Origin of the sequence: Pedobacter arcticus A12, from assembly GCF_000302595.1 — a bacterium.
In the GTDB taxonomy this organism is placed as follows: domain Bacteria; phylum Bacteroidota; class Bacteroidia; order Sphingobacteriales; family Sphingobacteriaceae; genus Pseudopedobacter; species Pseudopedobacter arcticus.
Map to the genome: position 1 here is coordinate 123,158 of NZ_AKZJ01000014.1, position 20,988 is coordinate 144,145.

16 protein-coding genes are annotated in these 20,988 nt (G+C 37.6%); 8 read left to right on the forward strand and 8 right to left on the reverse strand.

What is annotated here, in order from left to right; genetic code table 11:
- Positions 1-34: 34 nt before the first annotated feature.
- From B176_RS0100520 to B176_RS0100530, 3 genes are all read right to left on the reverse strand, one after another.
- On the reverse strand, positions 35-2,392 hold the full coding sequence (locus tag B176_RS0100520; protein ID WP_017256817.1) for a TonB-dependent receptor: 2,358 nt from the start codon (positions 2,390-2,392) through the stop codon (positions 35-37).
- Positions 2,393-2,563: 171 nt separating this feature from the next.
- On the reverse strand, positions 2,564-3,286 hold the full coding sequence (locus tag B176_RS0100525) for a DUF4198 domain-containing protein (RefSeq protein WP_237739781.1): 723 nt from the start codon (positions 3,284-3,286) through the stop codon (positions 2,564-2,566).
- 7 nt (positions 3,287-3,293) lie between these two features.
- The gene (locus tag B176_RS0100530; protein WP_017256819.1) at positions 3,294-4,577 is read right to left on the reverse strand and encodes a PepSY-associated TM helix domain-containing protein; all 1,284 of its coding nucleotides are present in this window, start codon (positions 4,575-4,577) and stop codon (positions 3,294-3,296) included.
- 405 nt (positions 4,578-4,982) lie between these two features.
- On the opposite strand from B176_RS0100530, the gene secA reads away from it, so the two are divergent.
- Genes secA through B176_RS0100555 form a run of 5 tightly spaced genes read left to right on the forward strand, consistent with a single transcriptional unit; the run spans position 4,983 to position 10,958 of the window.
- The gene (gene secA / locus B176_RS0100535; protein WP_017256820.1) at positions 4,983-8,288 is read left to right on the forward strand and encodes a preprotein translocase subunit SecA; all 3,306 of its coding nucleotides are present in this window, start codon (positions 4,983-4,985) and stop codon (positions 8,286-8,288) included.
- The gene (locus tag B176_RS0100540) at positions 8,289-8,726 is read left to right on the forward strand and encodes an SPOR domain-containing protein (RefSeq protein ID WP_017256821.1); all 438 of its coding nucleotides are present in this window, start codon (positions 8,289-8,291) and stop codon (positions 8,724-8,726) included. It abuts the gene before it with no gap.
- The gene (locus B176_RS0100545) at positions 8,713-9,897 is read left to right on the forward strand and encodes a M20 metallopeptidase family protein (protein ID WP_026063064.1); all 1,185 of its coding nucleotides are present in this window, start codon (positions 8,713-8,715) and stop codon (positions 9,895-9,897) included. Before B176_RS0100540 ends, B176_RS0100545 begins: the two co-directional genes overlap by 14 nt.
- A gap of 59 nt (positions 9,898-9,956) precedes the next feature.
- Positions 9,957-10,460 carry a thioredoxin family protein gene (locus B176_RS0100550; protein ID WP_017256823.1) on the forward strand — a complete coding sequence of 168 codons (504 nt, stop codon included), beginning with the start codon at positions 9,957-9,959 and terminating at the stop codon, positions 10,458-10,460.
- Positions 10,461-10,502: 42 nt separating this feature from the next.
- On the forward strand, positions 10,503-10,958 hold the full coding sequence (locus tag B176_RS0100555) for a hypothetical protein (RefSeq protein WP_017256824.1): 456 nt from the start codon (positions 10,503-10,505) through the stop codon (positions 10,956-10,958).
- 1 nt (position 10,959) lies between these two features.
- Here the strand turns inward: B176_RS0100555 and B176_RS0100560 are convergent, their stop codons facing one another.
- A complete protein-coding gene (locus B176_RS0100560; protein WP_017256825.1) occupies positions 10,960-11,808 on the reverse strand; it encodes a bifunctional helix-turn-helix domain-containing protein/methylated-DNA--[protein]-cysteine S-methyltransferase in 849 nt (282 codons plus the stop codon).
- Positions 11,809-11,921: 113 nt separating this feature from the next.
- On the opposite strand from B176_RS0100560, the gene B176_RS0100565 reads away from it, so the two are divergent.
- The 3 genes from B176_RS0100565 (at position 11,922) to gltX (ending at position 15,319) form a co-directional block, all read left to right on the forward strand.
- The gene (locus tag B176_RS0100565; protein WP_026063065.1) at positions 11,922-12,572 is read left to right on the forward strand and encodes a transposase; all 651 of its coding nucleotides are present in this window, start codon (positions 11,922-11,924) and stop codon (positions 12,570-12,572) included.
- Between the two features lie 72 nt (positions 12,573-12,644).
- On the forward strand, positions 12,645-13,664 hold the full coding sequence (locus B176_RS0100570) for a dipeptide epimerase (protein ID WP_026063066.1): 1,020 nt from the start codon (positions 12,645-12,647) through the stop codon (positions 13,662-13,664).
- Positions 13,665-13,804: 140 nt separating this feature from the next.
- Positions 13,805-15,319: a glutamate--tRNA ligase gene (gene gltX, locus B176_RS0100580; RefSeq protein ID WP_017256829.1), complete on the forward strand. Its 1,515-nt coding sequence runs from the start codon at positions 13,805-13,807 to the stop codon at positions 15,317-15,319.
- A gap of 112 nt (positions 15,320-15,431) precedes the next feature.
- Here gltX and groL read toward each other — a convergent pair whose 3' ends face one another.
- The 4 genes from groL to tatC all read right to left on the reverse strand — a co-directional run bounded on the left by groL (position 15,432) and on the right by tatC (position 20,925).
- A complete protein-coding gene (gene groL, locus B176_RS0100585) occupies positions 15,432-17,069 on the reverse strand; it encodes a chaperonin GroEL (RefSeq protein WP_017256830.1) in 1,638 nt (545 codons plus the stop codon).
- A gap of 150 nt (positions 17,070-17,219) precedes the next feature.
- Positions 17,220-17,495, reverse strand: a complete 276-nt coding sequence (locus B176_RS0100590) for a co-chaperone GroES (RefSeq protein ID WP_017256831.1) — start codon at positions 17,493-17,495, stop codon at positions 17,220-17,222.
- 200 nt (positions 17,496-17,695) lie between these two features.
- Positions 17,696-19,645: an LruC domain-containing protein gene (locus B176_RS18725; protein WP_017256832.1), complete on the reverse strand. Its 1,950-nt coding sequence runs from the start codon at positions 19,643-19,645 to the stop codon at positions 17,696-17,698.
- A 401-nt stretch (positions 19,646-20,046) separates the two neighbouring features.
- Positions 20,047-20,925 carry a twin-arginine translocase subunit TatC gene (gene tatC / locus B176_RS0100600; protein ID WP_017256833.1) on the reverse strand — a complete coding sequence of 293 codons (879 nt, stop codon included), beginning with the start codon at positions 20,923-20,925 and terminating at the stop codon, positions 20,047-20,049.
- Positions 20,926-20,988 lie beyond the last annotated feature (63 nt).

The window sequence follows — 20,988 nt, forward strand, 5'->3', positions numbered from 1 at the left end:
GTTGATATGATTTGTTTTTAGTTTTTGAAATGGATTAATTTTTTATAAAATACCTGAGCTTTAGCGTAAAGGATCTGCCCGGTTTTTGAACATTGTAGTAGTCATATATCTGCACATTTGTAATGTTGCTGCATTCTAAAGCAATGTTGTACCTGCCATTTTTTAAAGAATAAGCTAAGTAGCTAGAGTAAAAAACTTGTTTAGGAATTTCTTTTTTGTTTTGCCCACCTAAAGAAGGGGGATTTAGATAATAACTATCGGCAAAACTGCCTACAAGGTTAATTGAAAAGACATCTTCAGCAGATCTGAGTTTTTTAAATTGGAAACCTAAATCGGCGTTCCCGTACAAAATAGGGACATTAGGTATTTGTTTTTTATATAGATAATTATTCAGCTCTGTACCCACCTGACCAGCTTTATCCATATTTAAGGTTTTTTGATAGGTACCATTTAACTCAAAAGTCATCCAGTTTTTAAAGCCATATAGTAGAGTAGCATCATAACTGGAAATTTGAACGTTTTTAAAATTAACGTACTGTATAATTATAGCGGGTTTTCCGGCTTGTATAAAATCAGAAGCTTTTCGGTAAAGAAAATTCCCTTGAATCCCGAAATGGTGATTAGGATATGATTTTTTATAGGAAGCCCCAAAGTTGAAGTTATTGCTACTTTCAGGCTTTAAATCAGGATTAGGTTTTGTTGTAAATCCTCCGTCGCCTAACAACTCTGTTGGTGATTGCAGTCTGTAAGCATGTTCAAAAGAGGCTTTAATTTGTAGCTGGTTTGGTATGATAAAATAAGCGGCCGCGGTCCCATAACCTATTTTGTTGAATGAAGATTTTATCATGGAACTATCAATCGCCATTACTGCGCCCTGCAAATCAAACATTTTAGTGAAAGCTGTGTAGGTTAGGTTTTTATCTAATGCAGATAAATTATACGAGAAACCTAGAATGTTTTTATTAAGATAGGGATTACTGATTTTGTAGGTAGTACTATATTCGTTGTTCTCTTTACGCTTATACCCTAAATAGGTGTAATTTAATGCCAGATAATGGTTTTCGTTAAGATTATATTTAAAGTTGGTATTGCTTTGCAGCGATTTAACATCAAACACCATGATTGTTTTGGTTGGTCTGATTTCGCCACCGCTAGTTTCATAGTTTCTAACTATAGAATTTCCGGTCCAATCATACCTTCTAGATGAAGTATCCACTTTTCGCTCCTCGGCAATGTTATAAGAAGCAGCGATACTTGCCTCAAGGCTTTTAGTAAATAATCCTGATTTTTTATATTTTAAAGACGGTACTAGGTTTTTGCTTTCGGTAAAAGCATCTCCCACCACCCTTAACATAGTAGCGCCCTGTTGTGTTTCTTTATGATTAATGCTTCCGGCTAAACCCAATAACAGGTAGTCTGCAAATTTTTTGTCTTTTACACCAACTTCTGCCATAAGCGTGGCTTGCCTATAACCATCATGAAAGTGTTTGTATTTTTGTATCGGTCCAAATGCGCCAGAAACAGGGTCTGCAATGCTAACATCAACTTTGTAACTATTGTCGGAATAGTTAGTAAAGGCACTGAAATTTGTTAGAATACCGTTTTTGCTAGTAAATCTGCTGTTAATGGAGGCTTTATGCGTATTAAAAGAACCGAAACTATAGGAGGCATCTATAAAACGATTGATACTTTTATTGGTTACAATATTTACTGCGCCACCAAGTGCATCTCCGCCAAGTTCAATGGGTACAACACCTTTATAAACATCTATGCGCTCGGCTACATTTGAAGGGATATTATTAAGGGTAAATGATGAACCATAATTATCTATCGGAATACCATCCATAAAAAACTTTACCTGATTTCCCGAGAAGCCATTTAGCGAAAATTTAAATTCTGACCCCATCCCACCAGATTCACGAACACGTATTCCAGTACTTCTGTTTAAAATTTGGTTTAAATCCACGCTGGTATTTGCGAATTTTTTTGTTTCTATGGAATTCACTGTAAAACCAGACTCTCTAATTTCTTGCGCTTTGGTTTTACCCATTACGTTAACGGACTCTAATGTCTGTACACTACTGGCCAAAGAAACATTGAAAAGTAGACTAGCACCTTCTTTAAGCGAAACCTGTTTTTGTTGTGCAGACATCCCCACAGAAGAGATAAGTAGCGTATAATTGCCTGCGTTAAGGTTTTCCAGCTTAAAAATTCCATCAACATCTGACACGGTGGAAGTTGCCGCGTTCTGAATTTTTATAAGCGCTCCTGGAATTGGCAAACCATCTTCATCGGTAATTTTACCGGTAATTTTTGAAGTTTTATTTTGAGCGAAAGAAACTGAAAACAGCAGACAGCAAATGCTAGTCAGCAAAATTTTTTTAATTTGCATTAATTTAATGTTACACGTTAAAGATTGCCGCTTCGCAGCGGTTATTTAGCCGTACGGTTGCCGCCGTACGGTTTTTTAAATAATCTTTTAGAATTGCCGTTCTATAAATTATTATTTAATTAGTGCCTGAGTGCTCTCGGCAACCAGCAAAGAGCAAACAGAGCTTTAATATTATTTAATTACTTCAAAGCTGGATGTTGCACCTTGCCAAGTTGCGGTATAGTTTTTTTCGTGATGCTCACCGGTTATTTTCTGATAATCGGTAACCTCCAACACATAACGACCGGCCCATAATGGAGAAAACTCAATTTCTCCGTTTTCATCTGTTTTATACTCTTTGCTCCATCCCGCTGGTGAAAAAACGCTTACATTTTTATCTGCTAAAACTTTTCCGTTTAATATTGCTTTAATTTTTACTGGCGTATTGGCTTTGTAAACTTTAGCATCAATAACAGATGCGTGTAAAGGGCTTGAAATTTCGTTCCAGTTTATAGCACCTGCTTTCCCTACCGCAACTGTTGCCAAAGAAGAAAACTCATATTTGGTAGTTCCGCCCAGTTCTTTAGCTTCATGCACTACGCTTAGCACATATACACCATCGCTTTCTGGTTTAAAACTCGCGGAATAAAAATTAGATCCGGGCGTAGTAACTAGCTTAATTTTTTCTTTTCCCGGAGTGCTTAGCCACAATGAAAAGTCTTTAACATCCGAATACCATTTGCTTACCGAATCTCTTTCATTGCTTACATATTCTCCATAAAATATTTTTACTTCTTGGCTTATGCCAATTTTACCTGTTATTTTAGTTTCTATCCATAAGGCATGGGCAAAAAGCTGGCTGCTTGTCGCGATTAGCAGTAATGTAAATAGTATTGATTTTAAATTATTCATCATTTTTTGTTTAGATTTTGTTTGTATTCGTTTGTAATATTGGAAGTTCTTCTTGTAGTACTAATTTCTTTGAGATCCTTTTGGGAACAAAGTTTCTTGGTACAGTACTTCGCGGTGTTGCACTAAAATCGGTCTGACTTGGTGCTTTAACTTTTCTATTTTTACCGTATTTTCTGCCCCACCATACCAAAAATCCCGTTATCGGTAACGATGCGCCAATTAGGCTTGCTAAAAAGGCCAGAACTTTCCCGGGGAAACCTAAAATGCTCCCTACATGGATATCATAATTCATTTTCCTCAGTTTTCCGCCAAATCCCGCTTGCTCATAATCCTGATCATATACCGGACTTGTTCCTTTGAGTTGTTTTAAGGTATGTTGGTCAAATTGGTAGCTTTTGTTATTATAAAACTGTCCGCTTGTTGGATAAACGTAGATGCTGATCACAGAGCTTGCTTTGGCTGTATCTGGGAAACTGTAGTAAAAACCTTCTGCTTTTGGGTTCTCTGCCATCGCAAATAAAAAGGCTTTGTCAATAGCTTGTTCTGACGCGTAAAATTTTTCGGTTTGTAAAGAATCAGATTTTAACCTGCTGAACTCTCCTAAAGATTGCCCGCCCGAAGTTGCCCAATACATACTTTCGCTATACCATTTTATCCCGTAAACCATCCCGGTTAATGCAATTGCCAATAGGAACAATAGCGAGTAGAATCCTAATACATTATGCAAATCGAGATTTACGCGTTTAAAAGAACCTCCCCATTTAATTTTAAAGCTTTTTTCTGTTGTTTTTTTGTTCCATTTTTTAGGGTACCACCAAACTAAACCGGTAATTAGCAATACCACAAAAATTAAGGTGGCATAATTTACAATCGGTCTCCCTATTTCATAAGGCATCCACAAAAACCGATGACCGCTTAATATGAAATCAAAAAAATTCACATCTCCTTTTTTGCGCTGTTTATTACTGATCACGTCTCCAGTGTAAGGATTCACTTTTAGGGTTGCTCCTTCGCCTTGTCGGCTCCCAATACCCACATTTACGGCTCTCCCTTGCTGATAAGTAACGTATAAAATATTTTTATCAGTGTATAGCTGTGTTGTGATTTTTGCTAATTGAGAAGGCACCAAAACTGGTTTGTCCTGTTGCTGTATAACGGTTTCGGGTGCTAATAATGCGTCTATCTCTTCATTGAAAACCCAAATGCATCCTGTAATGCAAACAATAAATACAATGATGCCGGACCCTAATCCCAACCATAAATGCAACCAGTTATTAACTTTTCTAAAAGCCATATTTTTATTTAGACTAATTATTAATAAGGCAAAGATATAAGTAGAATGTCAAATTCCAAGAGTTATTTATAATTATTCTAAATAATATTAAAATATTTACGTTGCCACCTAGAGCTCATTTGAGGTTTGCTTTTATTTAAGTACTAAGATTATCCCTTATAAAAACTGCGGGTGCGTGATGTCATTTAGAGCCTTTGGATGTAAAAGCGTATGATGTTACAAATGCCTAAATCAGTAAGATTATTAAACAATCAAGCCGAAATGTTAAAAAAAGCTAAAACATATAGCCTTTTAGCCTAAAAGCCTTAAATAAAATCTTATTTTTACCGCCCAACATTGCCATATTGACGTAAATTATTGCATGGCTTAGTTGTTGATTTCAAATAAAATATCCAAAAAAAGAAAATGTTAAGTTTTATCAATAAAATATTCGGTAGCAAATCCGATCGTGATGTTAAAGCTGCAAGACCTCTTGTAGAGAAAATTAAAGCAGAATACGAAAAATTAGGTAGTCTTTCTCATGACGAGTTAAGAGCGAAAACTCAAGATTTTAAGCAACGTATCAAAACTTCTTTAGCAGATATTGATGCCAAAATTGAGGAGATAAAAACAAACGTACTGGATAGCCCAGAAATGCCTTTGCATGAAAAAACGGAGTTTTACGATGAGATTGACCGTTTAGGCAAAGACAGAAACAAAAAACTAGAAGAAACTTTACTAGAGATATTGCCAGAAGCTTTCGCTGTGATGAAAGATACGGCTCGTCGGTTTACCGAGAATGAAGCGATTGAAGTTACGGCAACAGATTTCGATAGAGAGTTAGCAGCCCGCAAACCAAACGTAGTAATCAAAGGAACTACTGCCTTGCACCACAACAGCTGGTTGGCTGCCGGAACAGAGGTGAAGTGGAACATGGTGCATTACGATGTGCAGCTGATTGGTGGTATCGTTTTGCATGAAGGTAAAATTGCCGAGATGGCAACGGGTGAGGGTAAAACCTTAGTTGGAACTTTACCAATTTACTTAAATGCACTTTCTGGAGAAGGAATTCACGTAGTAACAGTCAACGATTATTTGGCTCGTAGAGATAGTGAGTGGAACGGCCCAATTTTCGAATTTCACGGTTTAGCGGTTGATTGTATCGATAAACACCAGCCTAACTCGCCACAAAGAAGAAAAGCTTACCAAGCAGATGTGGTTTACGGAACCAACAACGAGTTTGGTTTTGATTACCTGCGTGACAATATGACACGCTCGCCAGAAGAATTGGTACAAGGCAAACTACATTATGCAATTGTGGATGAGGTGGATTCGGTTTTAATTGATGATGCTCGTACACCTTTGATTATTTCGGGTCCAATTCCACGTGGCGATGAACATGAGTTTTATGATTTAAAACCACGTATTGAACGTTTGGTAAATGCGCAAAAAAACTATGTACAGGGCGCTTTAAACGAAGCAAAGAAATTAATTGCTGACGGTAAAACTGGTCCAGACGAAGGCGAAGGTGGTTTAGCTTTATTTAGAGCTTACCGTGGCTTACCAAAAAACAAAGCATTGATTAAGTTTTTAAGTGAGTCTGGGATGCGAACCATCCTAAACAAAACAGAAAACTATTACATGCAAGATCAAAACAAAGAAATGCCAAAAGCAGATCAAGAGCTTTTCTTTGTGATTGATGAGAAAAACAACCAAGTTGAGCTTTCAGAAAAAGGTATCGAATTGATTACCGCTTCTGGTGAGGATGCTGGCTTTTTTGTGATGCCAGATGTAGGGACGGAGATTGCAGATATTGAAAAATCGAGCATGACTAATGAAGATAAGGCCTCTAAAAAAGACGAATTAATTAGAGATTTCTCCGTAAAATCAGAACGTATCCACTCGGTAAATCAGCTTTTGAAAGCTTATACTTTATTTGAAAAAGATACAGAATACATCATTGACGAAGGAAAAGTTAAGATTGTTGATGAGCAAACGGGGCGTATCATGGACGGTCGTCGTTACTCAGACGGTCTGCACCAAGCTATTGAGGCTAAAGAAAATGTAAAAGTAGAAGATGCAACGCAAACTTACGCTACCATAACGCTTCAAAATTACTTTAGAATGTACCATAAGTTAGCCGGTATGACGGGTACTGCGGTTACAGAAGCAGGTGAGCTTTGGGAAATCTATAAATTGGATGTGGTAGAAATCCCAACCAACCGCCCGATAGTTAGGGATGATAGACAGGATAAAGTTTACCGTACCACTCGTGAAAAATACAATGCCGTAGCAGAAGAAATTGTAGAATTAACACAAGCTGGTCGTCCGGTTTTGGTAGGTACTACTTCGGTAGAAATTTCCGAATTATTAAGCCGTATGCTTAAGATGAAGGGAATTAAGCATAATGTATTGAACGCAAAACTACACCAACGTGAGGCGGATATTGTTGCTGAAGCGGGTAAACCAGGGCAGGTAACTATCGCTACAAACATGGCCGGTCGTGGTACAGATATTAAATTGGGCGAAGGCGTAAAAGCAGCGGGTGGTTTAGCCATTGTTGGTACCGAGCGTCACGAATCTCGTCGTGTGGATAGGCAGTTAAGAGGTAGAGCTGGTCGTCAAGGAGATCCAGGTTCTTCTCAGTTCTTTGTTTCTTTAGAAGACAACTTAATGCGTCTTTTCGGTTCAGAGCGTATTGCAGGCTTAATGGTGCGTATGGGTATTGAAGAAGGTGAAGTAATTCAGCATTCAATGATTACCAACTCTATCGAAAGAGCACAGAAAAAAGTAGAGGAAAACAACTTTGGTATTCGTAAGCGTTTATTAGAGTATGATGATGTGATGAACTCACAACGTACGGTAATCTACACCAAACGTAAAAACGCATTGTTTGGCGAGCGTTTAGATGTGGATATCGAAAACATGATTTTAGATGTTGTTGACGATGTTGTAGGTGAATATAAAGACAATAATAACTACGAAGGCTTTAAGTTGGAGGTGTTAAGACTTTTTGCTTTCGATAGTCAGGTTACAGCAGATGAGTTTACAACGTCGAACGTTGCCAAGTTAGGCGACCGCGTTTTTGACGAAGCGCAGGCTTTCTACAAACGTAAATCACAAGAAGTTGCAGACCAAGCTTACCCAGTTTTAAAAGACGTTTACGATACCCGTGGAGAAAGCATTGAAAGTATTATTGTTCCGTTTACGGATGGCTCTCACGGTATACAAGTTGCAGCACCATTAAAGAAATCGGTAGAAAACAAAGGTAAAGAAGTGGTAAAAGCTTTTGAAAAAACCATTTCGCTTTCGCTGATTGATGATACCTGGAAAGAGCATTTGCGTGAAATGGATGATTTGAAGCAATCTGTACAAAACGCAGTTTACGAGCAAAAAGATCCATTGGTTGTGTACAAAATGGAAGCTTTCAACCTATTTAAAGGCATGCTTGGCGTAGTTAATAAAGAAGTGGTAAGCTTCTTGTTTAAAGGAATGATTCCGGTACAAGGTAATGCTCCTTTAAGAGAAGCAATGCCACAACCAAAAACTGATATGAGCAAGTTAAAAACCTCTAAATCAGATACGGTAAACGAAAATAACGGTGTGCCAATTGAAGACACTAGAGAGTTACAAAAACCACAGCCTGTAAAAGCTGAAATAAAAATAGGCAGAAACGACCCTTGCCCTTGCGGTAGCGGTAAAAAATACAAAAGTTGCCACGGACAATCTTAAATGGATATTAAAAGGAACATATTTACAATAATAATTAGCTTAATCGCCACCGGTGCATTTGCACAAGAAGCCGGAAGGGTTACTGTTGTAAAAGATCCTTTAATAGATAGTTTAATAGCCCGAAGAATTGCACTCAACAAAGGCGTTACCAAAGACGGTACGCCTATTGTTGTTTTTGGTTACCGTGTACAGGTTTTTTTTGGCAACGATAGAAAAGAGGCTTATAATGAACAAGCCCGTTTTAATTCTTTATATCCCGAGTTGGCAACTTATATTTCATACACACAGCCAAATTATAGGGTTAAGGTTGGCGATTTTAGAACCCGAGCAGAAGCGCAGAAGCTGATTACCGAACTGCGCCCAATATTTCCAACACTTTTTATTTTTAATGAGCGCATCAATCCGCTTAAAGCTGATGAATACCATGTTGATAGATAAAATAAAGCATTTGGCTAAAGAAATCCATGCCGATGTAATCACAAACAGAAGACATTTACACGCAAATCCAGAGCTTTCTTTTGAAGAGTTTAAAACAGCTGCCTTTGTTAAGGCAGAGTTAGATAGACTTGGAATTCCTTATGAAGATATTGCCAATACTGGAGTTGTAGGGATTTTACAAGGAACAAAAGCATCAGAGAAAGTAATTGCCTTGCGGGCAGATATGGATGCTTTACCAATTACAGAAGCAAACGAGGTAGCATATAAATCAAAAAATATTGGGGTAATGCATGCCTGTGGTCATGATGTACATACTTCATCTTTATTAGGTACAGCTCGGATTTTATCACAATTAAAAGATGATTTTGGCGGAACCATTAAATTGATGTTTCAGCCAGGAGAAGAAAGGTTGCCCGGTGGCGCAAACTTGATGATCCAAGAAGGTGTTTTAGAAAATCCGAAACCTACGGCGGTAATGGGACAACACGTAATGCCTTTGATAGAAGCCGGAAAAGTAGGCCTTCGTTCTGGTAAATACATGGCCTCCACAGATGAACTTTATGTAACTATAAAGGGCAAAGGTGGACACGGTGCACAACCCCAGCAAAATATCGATCCGGTGGTGATTATGGCGCAAATTATTACGGCGTTACAAACTATTGTAAGCCGTTACGCAGATCCTAGGTCTCCATCTGTGCTATCTTTCGGAAAAGTGATTGCTAATGGTGCTACCAATGTTATTCCTAACGAGGTTTATATGGAAGGTACTTTTAGAACGCTAAACGAGAAATGGAGAGCAGAAGCACACGTGAAGATGAAGAAAATGGCAGAAAGCATTGCCGAGGGCATGGGCGGAACTTGTGATTTTAATATTCAGAAAGGTTATCCTTTTTTGGTTAACGAAGAGAAGCTAACCGCTAGAGTAAAAGAAGCAGCTATAGATTATTTAGGTGAAGAAAATGTTTTGGATTTAGATATTTGGATGGCAGCAGAGGATTTTGCTTATTTTTCGCAAGCAAGCGATGCCTGTTTTTACCGTTTAGGAACACGTAACGAAGCAAGAGGGATTACCTCTTCTGTACATACACCAACATTTGATATCGAAGAAAATTCGTTGGGCTTAAGTACCGGTTTAATGGCTTATTTGGCTGTTAAAGAGTTAGGGAATTAAGCTTCCATCTTTTTATACTCCCGATTTTCAGAATCGGGAGTTTGAATAAAAACTGTGTTATGAAACTCAAATTAGCTTTACTTGGATTTTTTATAGTGATTGGCACAAGTATTCTGTTTGCACAGGAACCAGTTGCCAAACCAAAACTCTACAATCCAGAAGCTGATGCAAAACAAGAAATAGTTGATGCCGTAGCAAAAGCTAAAACTGAAGGAAAACATGTTTTTTTGCAGATTGGCGGTAATTGGTGCGTATGGTGTTTGCGCTTCAACAAACTGGTAACCGAAAACCAAGGACTCAGTACCATCCTCAAAGAAAACTACGTAACCCTACACGTAAATTATAGTAAAGAAAATAAAAACGAAGAAGTATTGGCTAGTTTGGGTTATCCGCAACGTTTCGGTTTTCCTGTATTTGTAGTTTTAAACGCAGAGGGTGAACGCATTCATACGCAAAGTTCCGCTTACCTCGAAAATGGAGAAGGGCATGGCGTTAAATTGGTTTCGGAGTTTTTACAATCATGGACCCCAAAAGCGATAAGCCCAGCTACTTATAACAAATAGTGGTAAATTTCGTTATCTTCGGGTACATCAAACCAATTTCTCATGAAAACCTTTATCACACTATTATCAGCTACTGCTTTTTTATTTGCTGCTTGTAACCAAAACCAGCCTAAACAAACTACAGAAGAAACCACAACAGAAAACACAAAAGTAGCTACACAATGTTACCTAGGCTTATCTGGAAAAGATTCTGTTACCATGTCTATAAATAATATTGATGGAAACGTAACTGGTACTTTAGTTTTTAATTTTTTAGAGAAGGATGATTCTAATGGTGATATTAAAGGCTCTTTCAGTGGTGATACACTATTTGTAAATTACGTTTTCAATGCTGAAGGAACGGTTTCTAAAAGCCCTTTAGTTTTCCTTAAAAAAGGAGATGATTTACAACAAGGTTACGGAGACATTGTAACTTACTTAGGCAAAACTTATTTCAAGGATCATTCAGCAATCAAGTTTGATCAAGGGTTTTTGCTTAAACCAGTTGATTGTAAATAGGTTAGTTTTTATTTATTTTGGAAGCTTCCCATCCTAGCATCGCAGTTTTCCTATTTAGTCCCCACATGTAACCACCCAACTTCCCACTATTTTGGATCACCCGGTGACAAGGAATTAGAAATGCAACCGGATTATTCCCAATCGCTGTGCCCACTGCTCTGGCTGCGTTCGGCGAACCAACTTCCAATGCAATACTCCCGTAAGTATTTAATTCACCAAAAGGAATGTTTAACAAAGCTTCCCAAACTTTCAACTGAAAATCGGTTCCTTTTAAATGTAGTTTAATTGATTGCGGAGCAGTAAAATCTTGTTGTAAAACATAAATTACCGATTGCTGCAAATCGTCTAAAACTTCTTTAAAATCGGCTTTAGGGAAATCAGTTTTTAATAATTCCAATGCCAATTTACTATCCTCATAAAAAGCCAAATAGCAGATTCCTTTTGTGGTGCTTGCAATTAAAACATCGCCAAAATAAGAAGAAGTAAAACTGTAATTGATATGTAGTGCTTGTCCGCCATTTTTAAATTCTCCGGGTGTCATTCCTTCAATTTTTACAAACAAATCATACAATCTGCTGGTGCCAGATAAACCTGTTTCTAAGGCCGTATCAAAAAGATTTAGAGTTTCATTTTTATGCAACAACTGTTTGGCATAATTGACATTGAGGTATTGCGCAAACTTTTTCGGGCTGACACCTGCCCAATCGGAAAAAATCTTTTGAAAGTGGAACGGACTTAAGTTTACATGCTCGGCAATTTGCTCTAAACTAGGTTGTTGCTTAAAATTATCAACAAGGTAAGCGATTGCTTTTGCAACGAGCTGATAATTAAATCCTGTTTCTGTTTTCATCGTTTGCAAATTAAGATTTATTGAAAGATTACGAAACCCGAAACTTGCGGTTTGTTGGAAAAAGGTTTACTTTGATAAATGAGTATGGACAGTAAGTCACCAGAATAAAAAAAATGACATTATTTAAAAACAAATATCGGATAGAGTCAGCAAGATTGCAAACATGGGACTATGCTAGCGAAGGATCCTATTTTATAACAATCTGCACCAAAGATAGAAACCACTATTTTGGAGAAATTGTTGGGGGCGAAATGAAATTATCAGGGGCAGGGATATTGGCAGACGTTTTTTGGTATGAAATAAAAAACCATGCAAAGAATATTGAATTGGGCGAATTCGTGGTGATGCCAAACCATATTCACGGGATTTTGATTTTACATGCAATGGATATATCGGGTGTAGAGACAAGGCATGCCTTGCCTCTATCACCCGTTGCATCACCCGTTGCATCACCCGTTGCATCACCCGTTGCATCACCCATCGCACCGCCACCCAATTTACCATCAATCCCGTCATCGCCCGAAAAAACCATCGGACAAACCCGTTTTCAAAATCCCGGTAAAAATTCAATATCATCCATTATCGGAGGATATAAATCTGCAGTAACCAAACATTGTAATCGTTTAGGTTTTGAAAATTGTTGGCAACCTCTTTTCCACGATCATATTATTCGCGATGCCCAAGCGTTTGAAAACATACAAAATTATATCGCCACAAATGTTAAGAACTGGAAAGAAGACAAATTTTGCTCACCTAAACGATAGTATGATTTCTTTCGCGACATTCAGTTTAAACGGTAAAAACATTATAAACGCTCAAAAAATTAGTATTGATCCATGCACCTAACCTACAAACCCTTCAACCTACAACTAAAATACCCATTCACCATCGCCAAATTCTCCAGAACATCAACACCCTTGATGCTGATTGAATTGGAGTACGAAGGTTTTATTGGTTACGGCGAAGCATCCATGGTTCCCTATATGGGCGAAAGTGTGGAAACCGCAACTGCGTTCCTAAAAAAAGTCGACCTCAACAGATTTTCCTTTCCTTTTGATATGGAAGAAATCATCAATTACTTAGATGAAACTGCATCAGGACAACCGGCGATAAAAGCCGCAATTGATATTGCTTTGCATGATTTAACCGGGAAACTATTAGATAAACCCTGCTACGAATTATTTGGGTCGCAGCTCAGTTTAATGCCACAAACAACTTACACCGTTGGGATTGATGAACCAAAAATCATCATTAAAAAAGTAAACGACGCTTTAACTGACGGTTTCAAACTGCTAAAAGTCAAACTCGGCAGAGACAGCGATAAAATCCTAATTGAGACCATCCGTAAAATAACCGATCTACCGATTTATGTGGATGCAAACCAAGGTTGGGTAAATAAAGAAAAAGGGTTGGAAATGGCACATTGGTTAAACACCCAAAATGTAAAACTGATTGAACAGCCCATGCATAAAGAAGACGTTGACGGAAACGCCTGGCTTACCGAAAGAAGCCCGATCCCAACGGTTGGTGACGAAGCCGTACAACGCCTGCCTGATGTAGCGAAAGCAAAAGGTGTTTATCATGGCATCAACGTTAAAGTGATGAAATCTGCTGGAATGTATGAGGCTTCCAAAATGATTGCTTCGGCAAAAGCCAATAATTTAAAAGTGCTGATTGGTTGTATGAGCGAAACCAGCATTGCGACTTTGGCCGGTGCGGCGCTTGCACCACTTTGCGACTGGGCAGATTTAGACGGCCCTTTCTTAACTTCCAACAACCCCTTTAAAACGCCAAGATTTGAAAACGGTCGCTATGTTTTATCTGCAAAACCCGGGTTAGGAATTGAATTTATTTAAGCCGTATTAGCGAGCAAACACAAGGCTTTTAACTTTTCGCTTTTAACTTTCCACTTTTTTCTCTTCTTAAGTATTAACTTTATCGCACAAACAGAATTGAGCATGGTTTTTGCTAAATCTGTTGTTTAAGATACACCCAAATGAAAGATAAAGTTAGAGTTAGATTTGCTCCTAGTCCAACCGGAGGGCTACATATTGGCGGGGTTAGAACCATTTTGTTCAATTACCTTTTTGCAAAACACCACAATGGTGAATTTATTTTAAGGATTGAGGATACAGATCAAACTCGCTTTGTACAAGGAGCCGAGGATTATATTTACTCTTGCTTGAAATGGTGCGGTATTACAGTAGATGAAGGTACACGAGAAGGTGGCAATTACGGTCCTTATAGACAGAGCGAACGAAAATCTTTATACAGAGAGTATGCTGAGAAATTGGTAGCTGCCGGACACGCCTATTACGCTTTCGATACTTCGGAAGAATTGGAATGTAAAAGACAGGTAATTGAGAATTTTAGATACGATCATAGTTCTAGAAAGCAGTTAAGAAACTCATTAACTATTCCACATGAAGCCGTAGAAAGTTTAATTAGAGAAGGAGCGCCACATGTGATCCGGATAAAAATGCCAGAAGATGAGCAGGTAGCCTTTCACGATATGATTCGTGGAGATATTGCTTTTCACAGTAGCGAGGTTGACGATAAAGTATTGCTTAAGGCAGATGGAATGCCTACGTACCATTTAGCAGTTGTAGTGGATGATTATTTGATGAAGATAAGCCACGTTTTTAGAGGCGAAGAATGGTTGCCATCTGCACCGGTGCATATTTTACTTTGGAAATATTTTGGATGGGCTGATGAAATGCCAAAATGGGCGCATCTTCCGTTAATCTTAAAACCGGATGGAAACGGTAAGTTGAGCAAACGTGACGGTGAACGATTTGGTTTTCCCGTGTTCCCTATCAATTGGGTTGATGCGAATACAGGTAACAAAACTGAGGGATTTGTAGAAGCAGGTTTTGTACCAGAAGGCTTTATAAATATGCTTGCCATGTTGGGCTGGAATGATGGTACCGACCAAGAGATTTTTAACATGGAAGAATTGATTGCCAAATTCTCTTTAGACCGGATACATAAAGCAGGCGCTAAGTTTGATTACGAGAAAGCAAAATGGTATAATGCCGAATGGATTAAAGCAAGTTCGGCAGGGCATTTACTGCCACAGGTAAAGCCATTTTTAAACCATAAAGGAATCAACAATATCGACGATGCTTATTTGTTAGATGTGATTGAAATGGTAAAAGAACGTTGTGTTTTATTACCCGATTTTTATGAGCAAGCTTCGTTTTTCTTTACCGCACCAGTTCACTGGGATAGCAACGCTGTTAAACCAAAATGGAATACAGGTAAAGACGCATTTTTTAGAGAATTTGCTGATCAGATCAAAGACAAGAACGATTTGTCTAGTGCAGCATTAGAAACTATATTTAAAGATTTAGCCACCGAAAAAGGAATGAAAGTTGGCGAGCTCATGCTTCCCTTCCGTATTATGTTGGTTGGTGGTAAATTTGGTCCACAGGTTTTTGACATTGCAGAAAAAATTGGTATTACTGAAACCATCCATAGAATCCACAACGCTTTAGAAGCATTCAAATAACCAAGATTATGATTATCCTTAAAATAAAAATCCCTGTTCTAATTAAAGAACAGGGATTTTTTATGTTTGAGCGCTTTCAGCCTTAAACTTATTGCTTTCGGCTAGGAAAGAATTACATCATACCGCCCATTCCACCGCCACCCATTGGAGGCATTGGAGCTGAACCTGCTTCTTCTGGCTCATCCGCTAACACACATTCTGTGGTTAACAACATCGCTGCAATTGAAGCTGCGTTTTCCAAAGCTACACGAGAAACTTTAGTTGGATCGATAACACCAGCGCTAATCAAGTTTTCGTAAACATCTGTACGGGCATTGTATCCGTAATCTGCTTTACCTTGTTTTACATTATGAACAACGATTGAACCTTCGATTCCAGCGTTTGCACAAATTTGACGTAAAGGCTCTTCGATTGCTCTTTTGATAATTTTGATACCAGTAGTTTCATCTTCGTTAAGTCCTTTTAAGTCGTCTAAAGAAGCAACCGCTCTAATGAAAGCAACACCACCACCAGCAACAATACCTTCTTCAACCGCTGCTCTGGTTGCGTGTAAAGCATCGTCAACTCTGTCTTTCTTCTCTTTCATCTCAACCTCTGAAGCAGCACCAACATAAAGTACAGCAACACCACCAGAAAGTTTAGCTAAACGCTCTTGTAATTTTTCTTTATCGTAATCAGAAGTAGTAGTCTCAATCTGAGTTTTAATCTGATTTACTCTAGCTTTGATATCTTCAGAAGCACCAATTCCATTAATAAGGGTAGTGTTATCTTTATCGATAGTGATTTTTTCAGCCTGACCTAAATCTGCTAATTCTGCGTTTTCTAATTTGAAACCTCTTTCTTCAGAAATTACCGTTCCGCCAGTTAAAATAGCGATGTCTTCTAACATTGCTTTTCTTCTGTCTCCAAAACCTGGAGCTTTAACAGCAGCAACTTTCAGAGAACCGCGAATTTTGTTAACTACCAAAGTAGCTAATGCTTCGCCATCTAAATCTTCAGCAATAATTAAAAGAGGCTTGCCGGTTTGAACTTGTTTTTCCAAAATTGGCAACAATTCTTTCATGTTGCTGATTTTTTTGTCGTAGATTAAAATGTAAGGATTTTCTAATTCAACCTCCATTTTATCTGCGTTGGTAACAAAGTACGGAGAAAGGTAACCTCTGTCAAACTGCATACCTTCTACAGTTTTAACTTCAGTTTCAGTTCCTTTAGCTTCTTCAACAGTAATTACACCGTCTTTACCAACTTTAGCCATAGCTTCAGCAATTAAAGAACCGATAACATCATCATTGTTTGCAGAAATAGATGCAACTTGTTTGATTTTGTTATTGTCTTCGCCAACAGATTGTGACTGAGATTTTAAGCTTGCAACAACAGCAGTAACTGCTTTGTCAATACCGCGTTTCAAATCCATTGGATTTGCACCAGCAGCAACGTTTTTAATACCCGCAGTAACAATTGCTTGAGCTAAAACCGTAGCAGTTGTTGTTCCGTCACCTGCAATATCAGCAGTTTTAGAAGCAACTTCTTTTACCATTTGCGCACCCATGTTTTCCACGGTGTCTTTCAATTCAATTTCTTTAGCCACAGTAACACCATCTTTGGTGATGATTGGAGAACCGAATTTTTTATCGATAATTACGTTTCTACCTTTTGGACCTAAAGTTACCTTAACAGCATTAGCTAAGATATCTACACCGCGTTTCAAAGCATCGCGAGCTTCTACATTATATTTAACTTGTTTTGACATTTTTTTTAGATTTTTAGTATTTAGTAGCTAGTATCTAGATGACCTGCGTACTGAAAACTTATAAACTTAATTTTACTTTATTGGTAGAACGTAACTAGCATTTGCCACACTATAAGTGTCTTAATACTTGTTACTAACATCTTGCTATTCTTACAGTACTGCGTAAATATCAGCTTCTTTCATAATCAAATACTCTTTTCCTTCGTAAGTGATTTCAGTACCTGAGTATTTTCCGTATATAACTTGATCCCCAACTTTAACAGTCATTGGTTCATCTATTTTACCGTTTCCAACTGCTACAACAGTTCCACTTTGAGGTTTTTCTTTTGCTGTATCAGGGATGTAGATACCTGAAGCGGTTTTTTCTTCTGCAGGAGCAGCTTCTACCACTACTCTATCTGCGATAGGTTTAATGTTCAATGCCATAATTGTTTATTATTTATAATTTTTATTTTCTGTTTGTGATTCATCACACAATATGCCAAATGAGAAAAGTGTCAATATTTCACCACATACGTCAGCAAGCTTAAAAGTATAGAAATAAAAAATGCCAGCTTGTCAGTTTTTAAAAATAAAAAGGTCACTCCTTTATTGGGAGTAACCTTTTTATTTTTGAGGCGTTTTATTTATTTATACCAATCGGTAAACTGAGTGCCACCAGAAGCTGCCCAGGCACCAAATTTCGCATAAGCTTCGTTTACTGCTTTGGCTTCGGCAGGGTAGGTAAAAGGCTCGGTAAACTGTAAAGCCCAAGGCCAGTTATTTGTACCGATATAGTAATTTCCCATACTCGCATTTGACCTGTCGTCTTGGTAACCGAACAGCGCATTATCTGCTAAATTTGTTGGTGTTTTACCGGGTAAATGAATTTCGTGACTTCTTCTTCCATCACTAATTAAAAATGGATTATAAGGTGCACCGCTCAATATATTAGCAGGCTGTGGACTAACAAATTTAATCTTCACACTTACCATATTATTTCCATCACTGAGTGATTTTTGATCATCAAATGGGATGATTACTGCCTTAGCTTGACCGGCTTCTGTACCGTTAGCATTGGTTTGGATGTAATTTTTTGATCTAACCTGCCCGCTGGTTGAAGCAATTACGGTTGAACTAAATGGTAATTCTAAACCAAAACCATTATGGTAATAAGCTAAAGCCGTTGTTACTTTATAATCTGCGGTCATCTCTACCACATTATTACTTGCATTGGTAATGTAGGTATATCTGTAATTGATACCTAAATCATTCATATCGTAATCACCTTTTAATGGCCAATTATCCTCAAAAGCTAAGGTACCCCAGCTGTTTTTTGATGGGAAGTAATTATTATATGCTTTTGTAGCATCGGTTGGATATTCATCAAATTGGTCAGTAACGCCATCACCATCGGTGTCTTTAGGCGTATCTAAATTAACTACCCCAAGTTTTGATATTGCATCTTTTGGAAAACAATCAGCATATAAAACCACGTCGTTAAAATCATGGTCACAAACAGCTTCTGTTTCGCGGTTTAAATCCTCAATCCCGATTACAAAAATATCCTCTTGTGCAAAATTTAATAATACAATGTGTTTCTGTAAAGCGTCTGTGCTTTCGGGGTTGTACTCTTTATTGCTGTAAAATTTTGAAACACTGTTTTTAACCGCTTTGCTTGCGCTATCCCAACCGTTTGATAATAATAAGATACCGATGCTTGTACCTGCGTTAAAAGTACCTAAACTTACCCGATCGCCAGAAACCATTGTTCCACCTGCGCCAATTGCCGATGCATTAGGGAAAATGTATTTCACATCTGAAATTTGCGAAGCACTTGTTGGTGGATTGTTTGTTGGATAGCTATAGTAAGCGATAGAATTTGTTAAACCAGCACCCTCAGAAACAAAAGTTACAAAAACTTCGCCTGTTTTTCCCAGATTTAACGTTTGGGTAGCACTGTTTGCTAAAAAAGCTGGGTGATGCGCTCTAACATCTGAACCGTCAGGAATAGAAGCGTTGATATGATTTAATAAATTAACACTTACGTCCCCGGGTTGTGGTGTTAAATAGTTTGGTCTTCCGTTATCATCATAAGTGCCCATGTAGCTGTAGCTGGCATCCATTGTTTTGACAGACTGTGTGGTTTTAGAACTTAATGCGGCTTTGTTTGTTATTGGTGTAATGAAGTTACCTTCCAGCCCTTTTTTGCCCCCAATAATTAAATCCAATTTGTTGTTTTCGAAATAGCTAATTACCTCGTTTTGTAAACCGATGTAGTTTGGTTTTACAATCACCTCGTCAATATAACTCGCAATATTCAAATCAGTGTTGATTTTTCCGTTAGCATCTGTTAAAGATTTTAACAGCTGATTCCCGTTTTTAGCATTGTAAAAAGTAACGGGAATATTAGCTAGTGGCTTATTGTTATTTGTTAACAGGCTAACATTAATTTTTACGCTTTTGATGGTTGAGAAATTAAAACCATTTGGCGCTATGTTTTTAGGATTAGCCATTTCTTCAGCAGCATTTGGGTTGTCTTTTTTACAGGCAACAATCGAAGCTAAAACTAACAAGGCTAAAATTGAACGTTTCATAATACTTATTTTTTGTGTTATAAAGAGTTAAACGTTTTAGGTTTAATTCTTATTAATACCTATGCTAGAAGCATACCACAGCCAATAGCCTTTTACTGGGCTATTAATAAAACAAGATAAATTGCGCTTTGAAGCGCATGAGAGGCTTTTTTGCTCATTAAAGCAAATAAATAACTATTTAGTTGTAAATCGAGAAGCTAGAAAACTGGGGCGTAAGTAAGAATATTTGAGGAAAATAAATCTCAATTTTTATTATTTCCCCATCATTTATTGGGGAAATTATGGAAGAAAGACAGCGTTGTACTTGGCTTTAATTGTTGAGATAAAAATAAAGCGGGGTTTTTAATCCTCATAAAAAGGAATTAAAAACCCCGCCAATTATCGCTTAGCAAAATGATTTATTAAGAGTTAAAGAACTCTTTCTCTGCTTTTTGTTTTTTCTTCTGCACTCTTGCTGATACCGATATACTAAACTCGTATAAAAGAAACAGCGGTAAGCTTACTGTTAACATTGTTGGGATATCTGGTGTAGGTGTTACGATTGCTGCAATCACTAAAATAATAATTACTGCATACCTCCTTTGCTCCCTCATAAACTTAGGCGTCATTATACCTAGCTGAGAGAGGATGTAAATTACGATTGGAAGTTCAAAAACTGCGCCTGTGCATAGGGTCAAAGTAGCCACAGACGAAAAGTAAGAATCAATGGTGATGGTGTTTTCAATATCGGGGCTAATGCTGTAATTAGATAAGAAGTTTACAGATAGTGGCGCTACAATAAAATACCCAAATAATATCCCAACTACAAACAACAAAGTTGCATAGAAAACAAAACCGGTAGCGGATTTGCGCTCGTTATCTTTTAGTGCTGGTTTTACAAAACGCCATATTTCCCAAAGTAAATATGGGAATCCTAAAACTACACCTGTCATTAAAGCCGAATTAATCTGTAGTGTAAACTGCCCAGCCATTTCTGTATTGATGATTTTTCCCGGGATATTTGTAATACAGAAATCAGGTCCCATATTAAAATACTCGCCTATTTTACACATCATCCGATAAGTCCAAAAGCTAGACTTACGCGGCCCCATGATGATGGTATCGAAAATAAAATCGTAATAGACAAAACAGAAAATAGTAGTGATAACAATAGCAATAGAAGAACGCACCAAGTGTATCCGCAATTCCGCTAGATGATCGAAAAAAGACATTTCGCCTTCAATACTTTTACCTTTATTTTTTACAGATTTTAGTAAATCTGTTTTTCTTTCACTACCCATTGCTATTTATTATTAAACAAAAATACCATTTTGAATTACGTCAAAATGGTATTTTTAGTTTTA

Coding starts and splice junctions, on each gene's coding strand:
- B176_RS0100550 (WP_017256823.1), top strand. CDS start 9,957: ATGAAACTCAAATTAGCTTTACTTGGATTTTTTATAGTGATTGGCACA.
- B176_RS18725 (WP_017256832.1), bottom strand. CDS start 19,645: ATGAAACGTTCAATTTTAGCCTTGTTAGTTTTAGCTTCGATTGTTGCC.
- secA (WP_017256820.1), top strand. CDS start 4,983: ATGTTAAGTTTTATCAATAAAATATTCGGTAGCAAATCCGATCGTGAT.
- gltX (WP_017256829.1), top strand. CDS start 13,805: ATGAAAGATAAAGTTAGAGTTAGATTTGCTCCTAGTCCAACCGGAGGG.
- B176_RS0100570 (WP_026063066.1), top strand. CDS start 12,645: ATGCACCTAACCTACAAACCCTTCAACCTACAACTAAAATACCCATTC.
- B176_RS0100530 (WP_017256819.1), bottom strand. CDS start 4,577: ATGGCTTTTAGAAAAGTTAATAACTGGTTGCATTTATGGTTGGGATTA.
- B176_RS0100525 (WP_237739781.1), bottom strand. CDS start 3,286: ATGATGAATAATTTAAAATCAATACTATTTACATTACTGCTAATCGCG.
- tatC (WP_017256833.1), bottom strand. CDS start 20,925: ATGGGTAGTGAAAGAAAAACAGATTTACTAAAATCTGTAAAAAATAAA.
- B176_RS0100545 (WP_026063064.1), top strand. CDS start 8,713: ATGTTGATAGATAAAATAAAGCATTTGGCTAAAGAAATCCATGCCGAT.
- B176_RS0100590 (WP_017256831.1), bottom strand. CDS start 17,495: ATGGCATTGAACATTAAACCTATCGCAGATAGAGTAGTGGTAGAAGCT.
- groL (WP_017256830.1), bottom strand. CDS start 17,069: ATGTCAAAACAAGTTAAATATAATGTAGAAGCTCGCGATGCTTTGAAA.
- B176_RS0100560 (WP_017256825.1), bottom strand. CDS start 11,808: ATGAAAACAGAAACAGGATTTAATTATCAGCTCGTTGCAAAAGCAATC.
- B176_RS0100540 (WP_017256821.1), top strand. CDS start 8,289: ATGGATATTAAAAGGAACATATTTACAATAATAATTAGCTTAATCGCC.
- B176_RS0100555 (WP_017256824.1), top strand. CDS start 10,503: ATGAAAACCTTTATCACACTATTATCAGCTACTGCTTTTTTATTTGCT.
- B176_RS0100520 (WP_017256817.1), bottom strand. CDS start 2,392: ATGCAAATTAAAAAAATTTTGCTGACTAGCATTTGCTGTCTGCTGTTT.
- B176_RS0100565 (WP_026063065.1), top strand. CDS start 11,922: ATGACATTATTTAAAAACAAATATCGGATAGAGTCAGCAAGATTGCAA.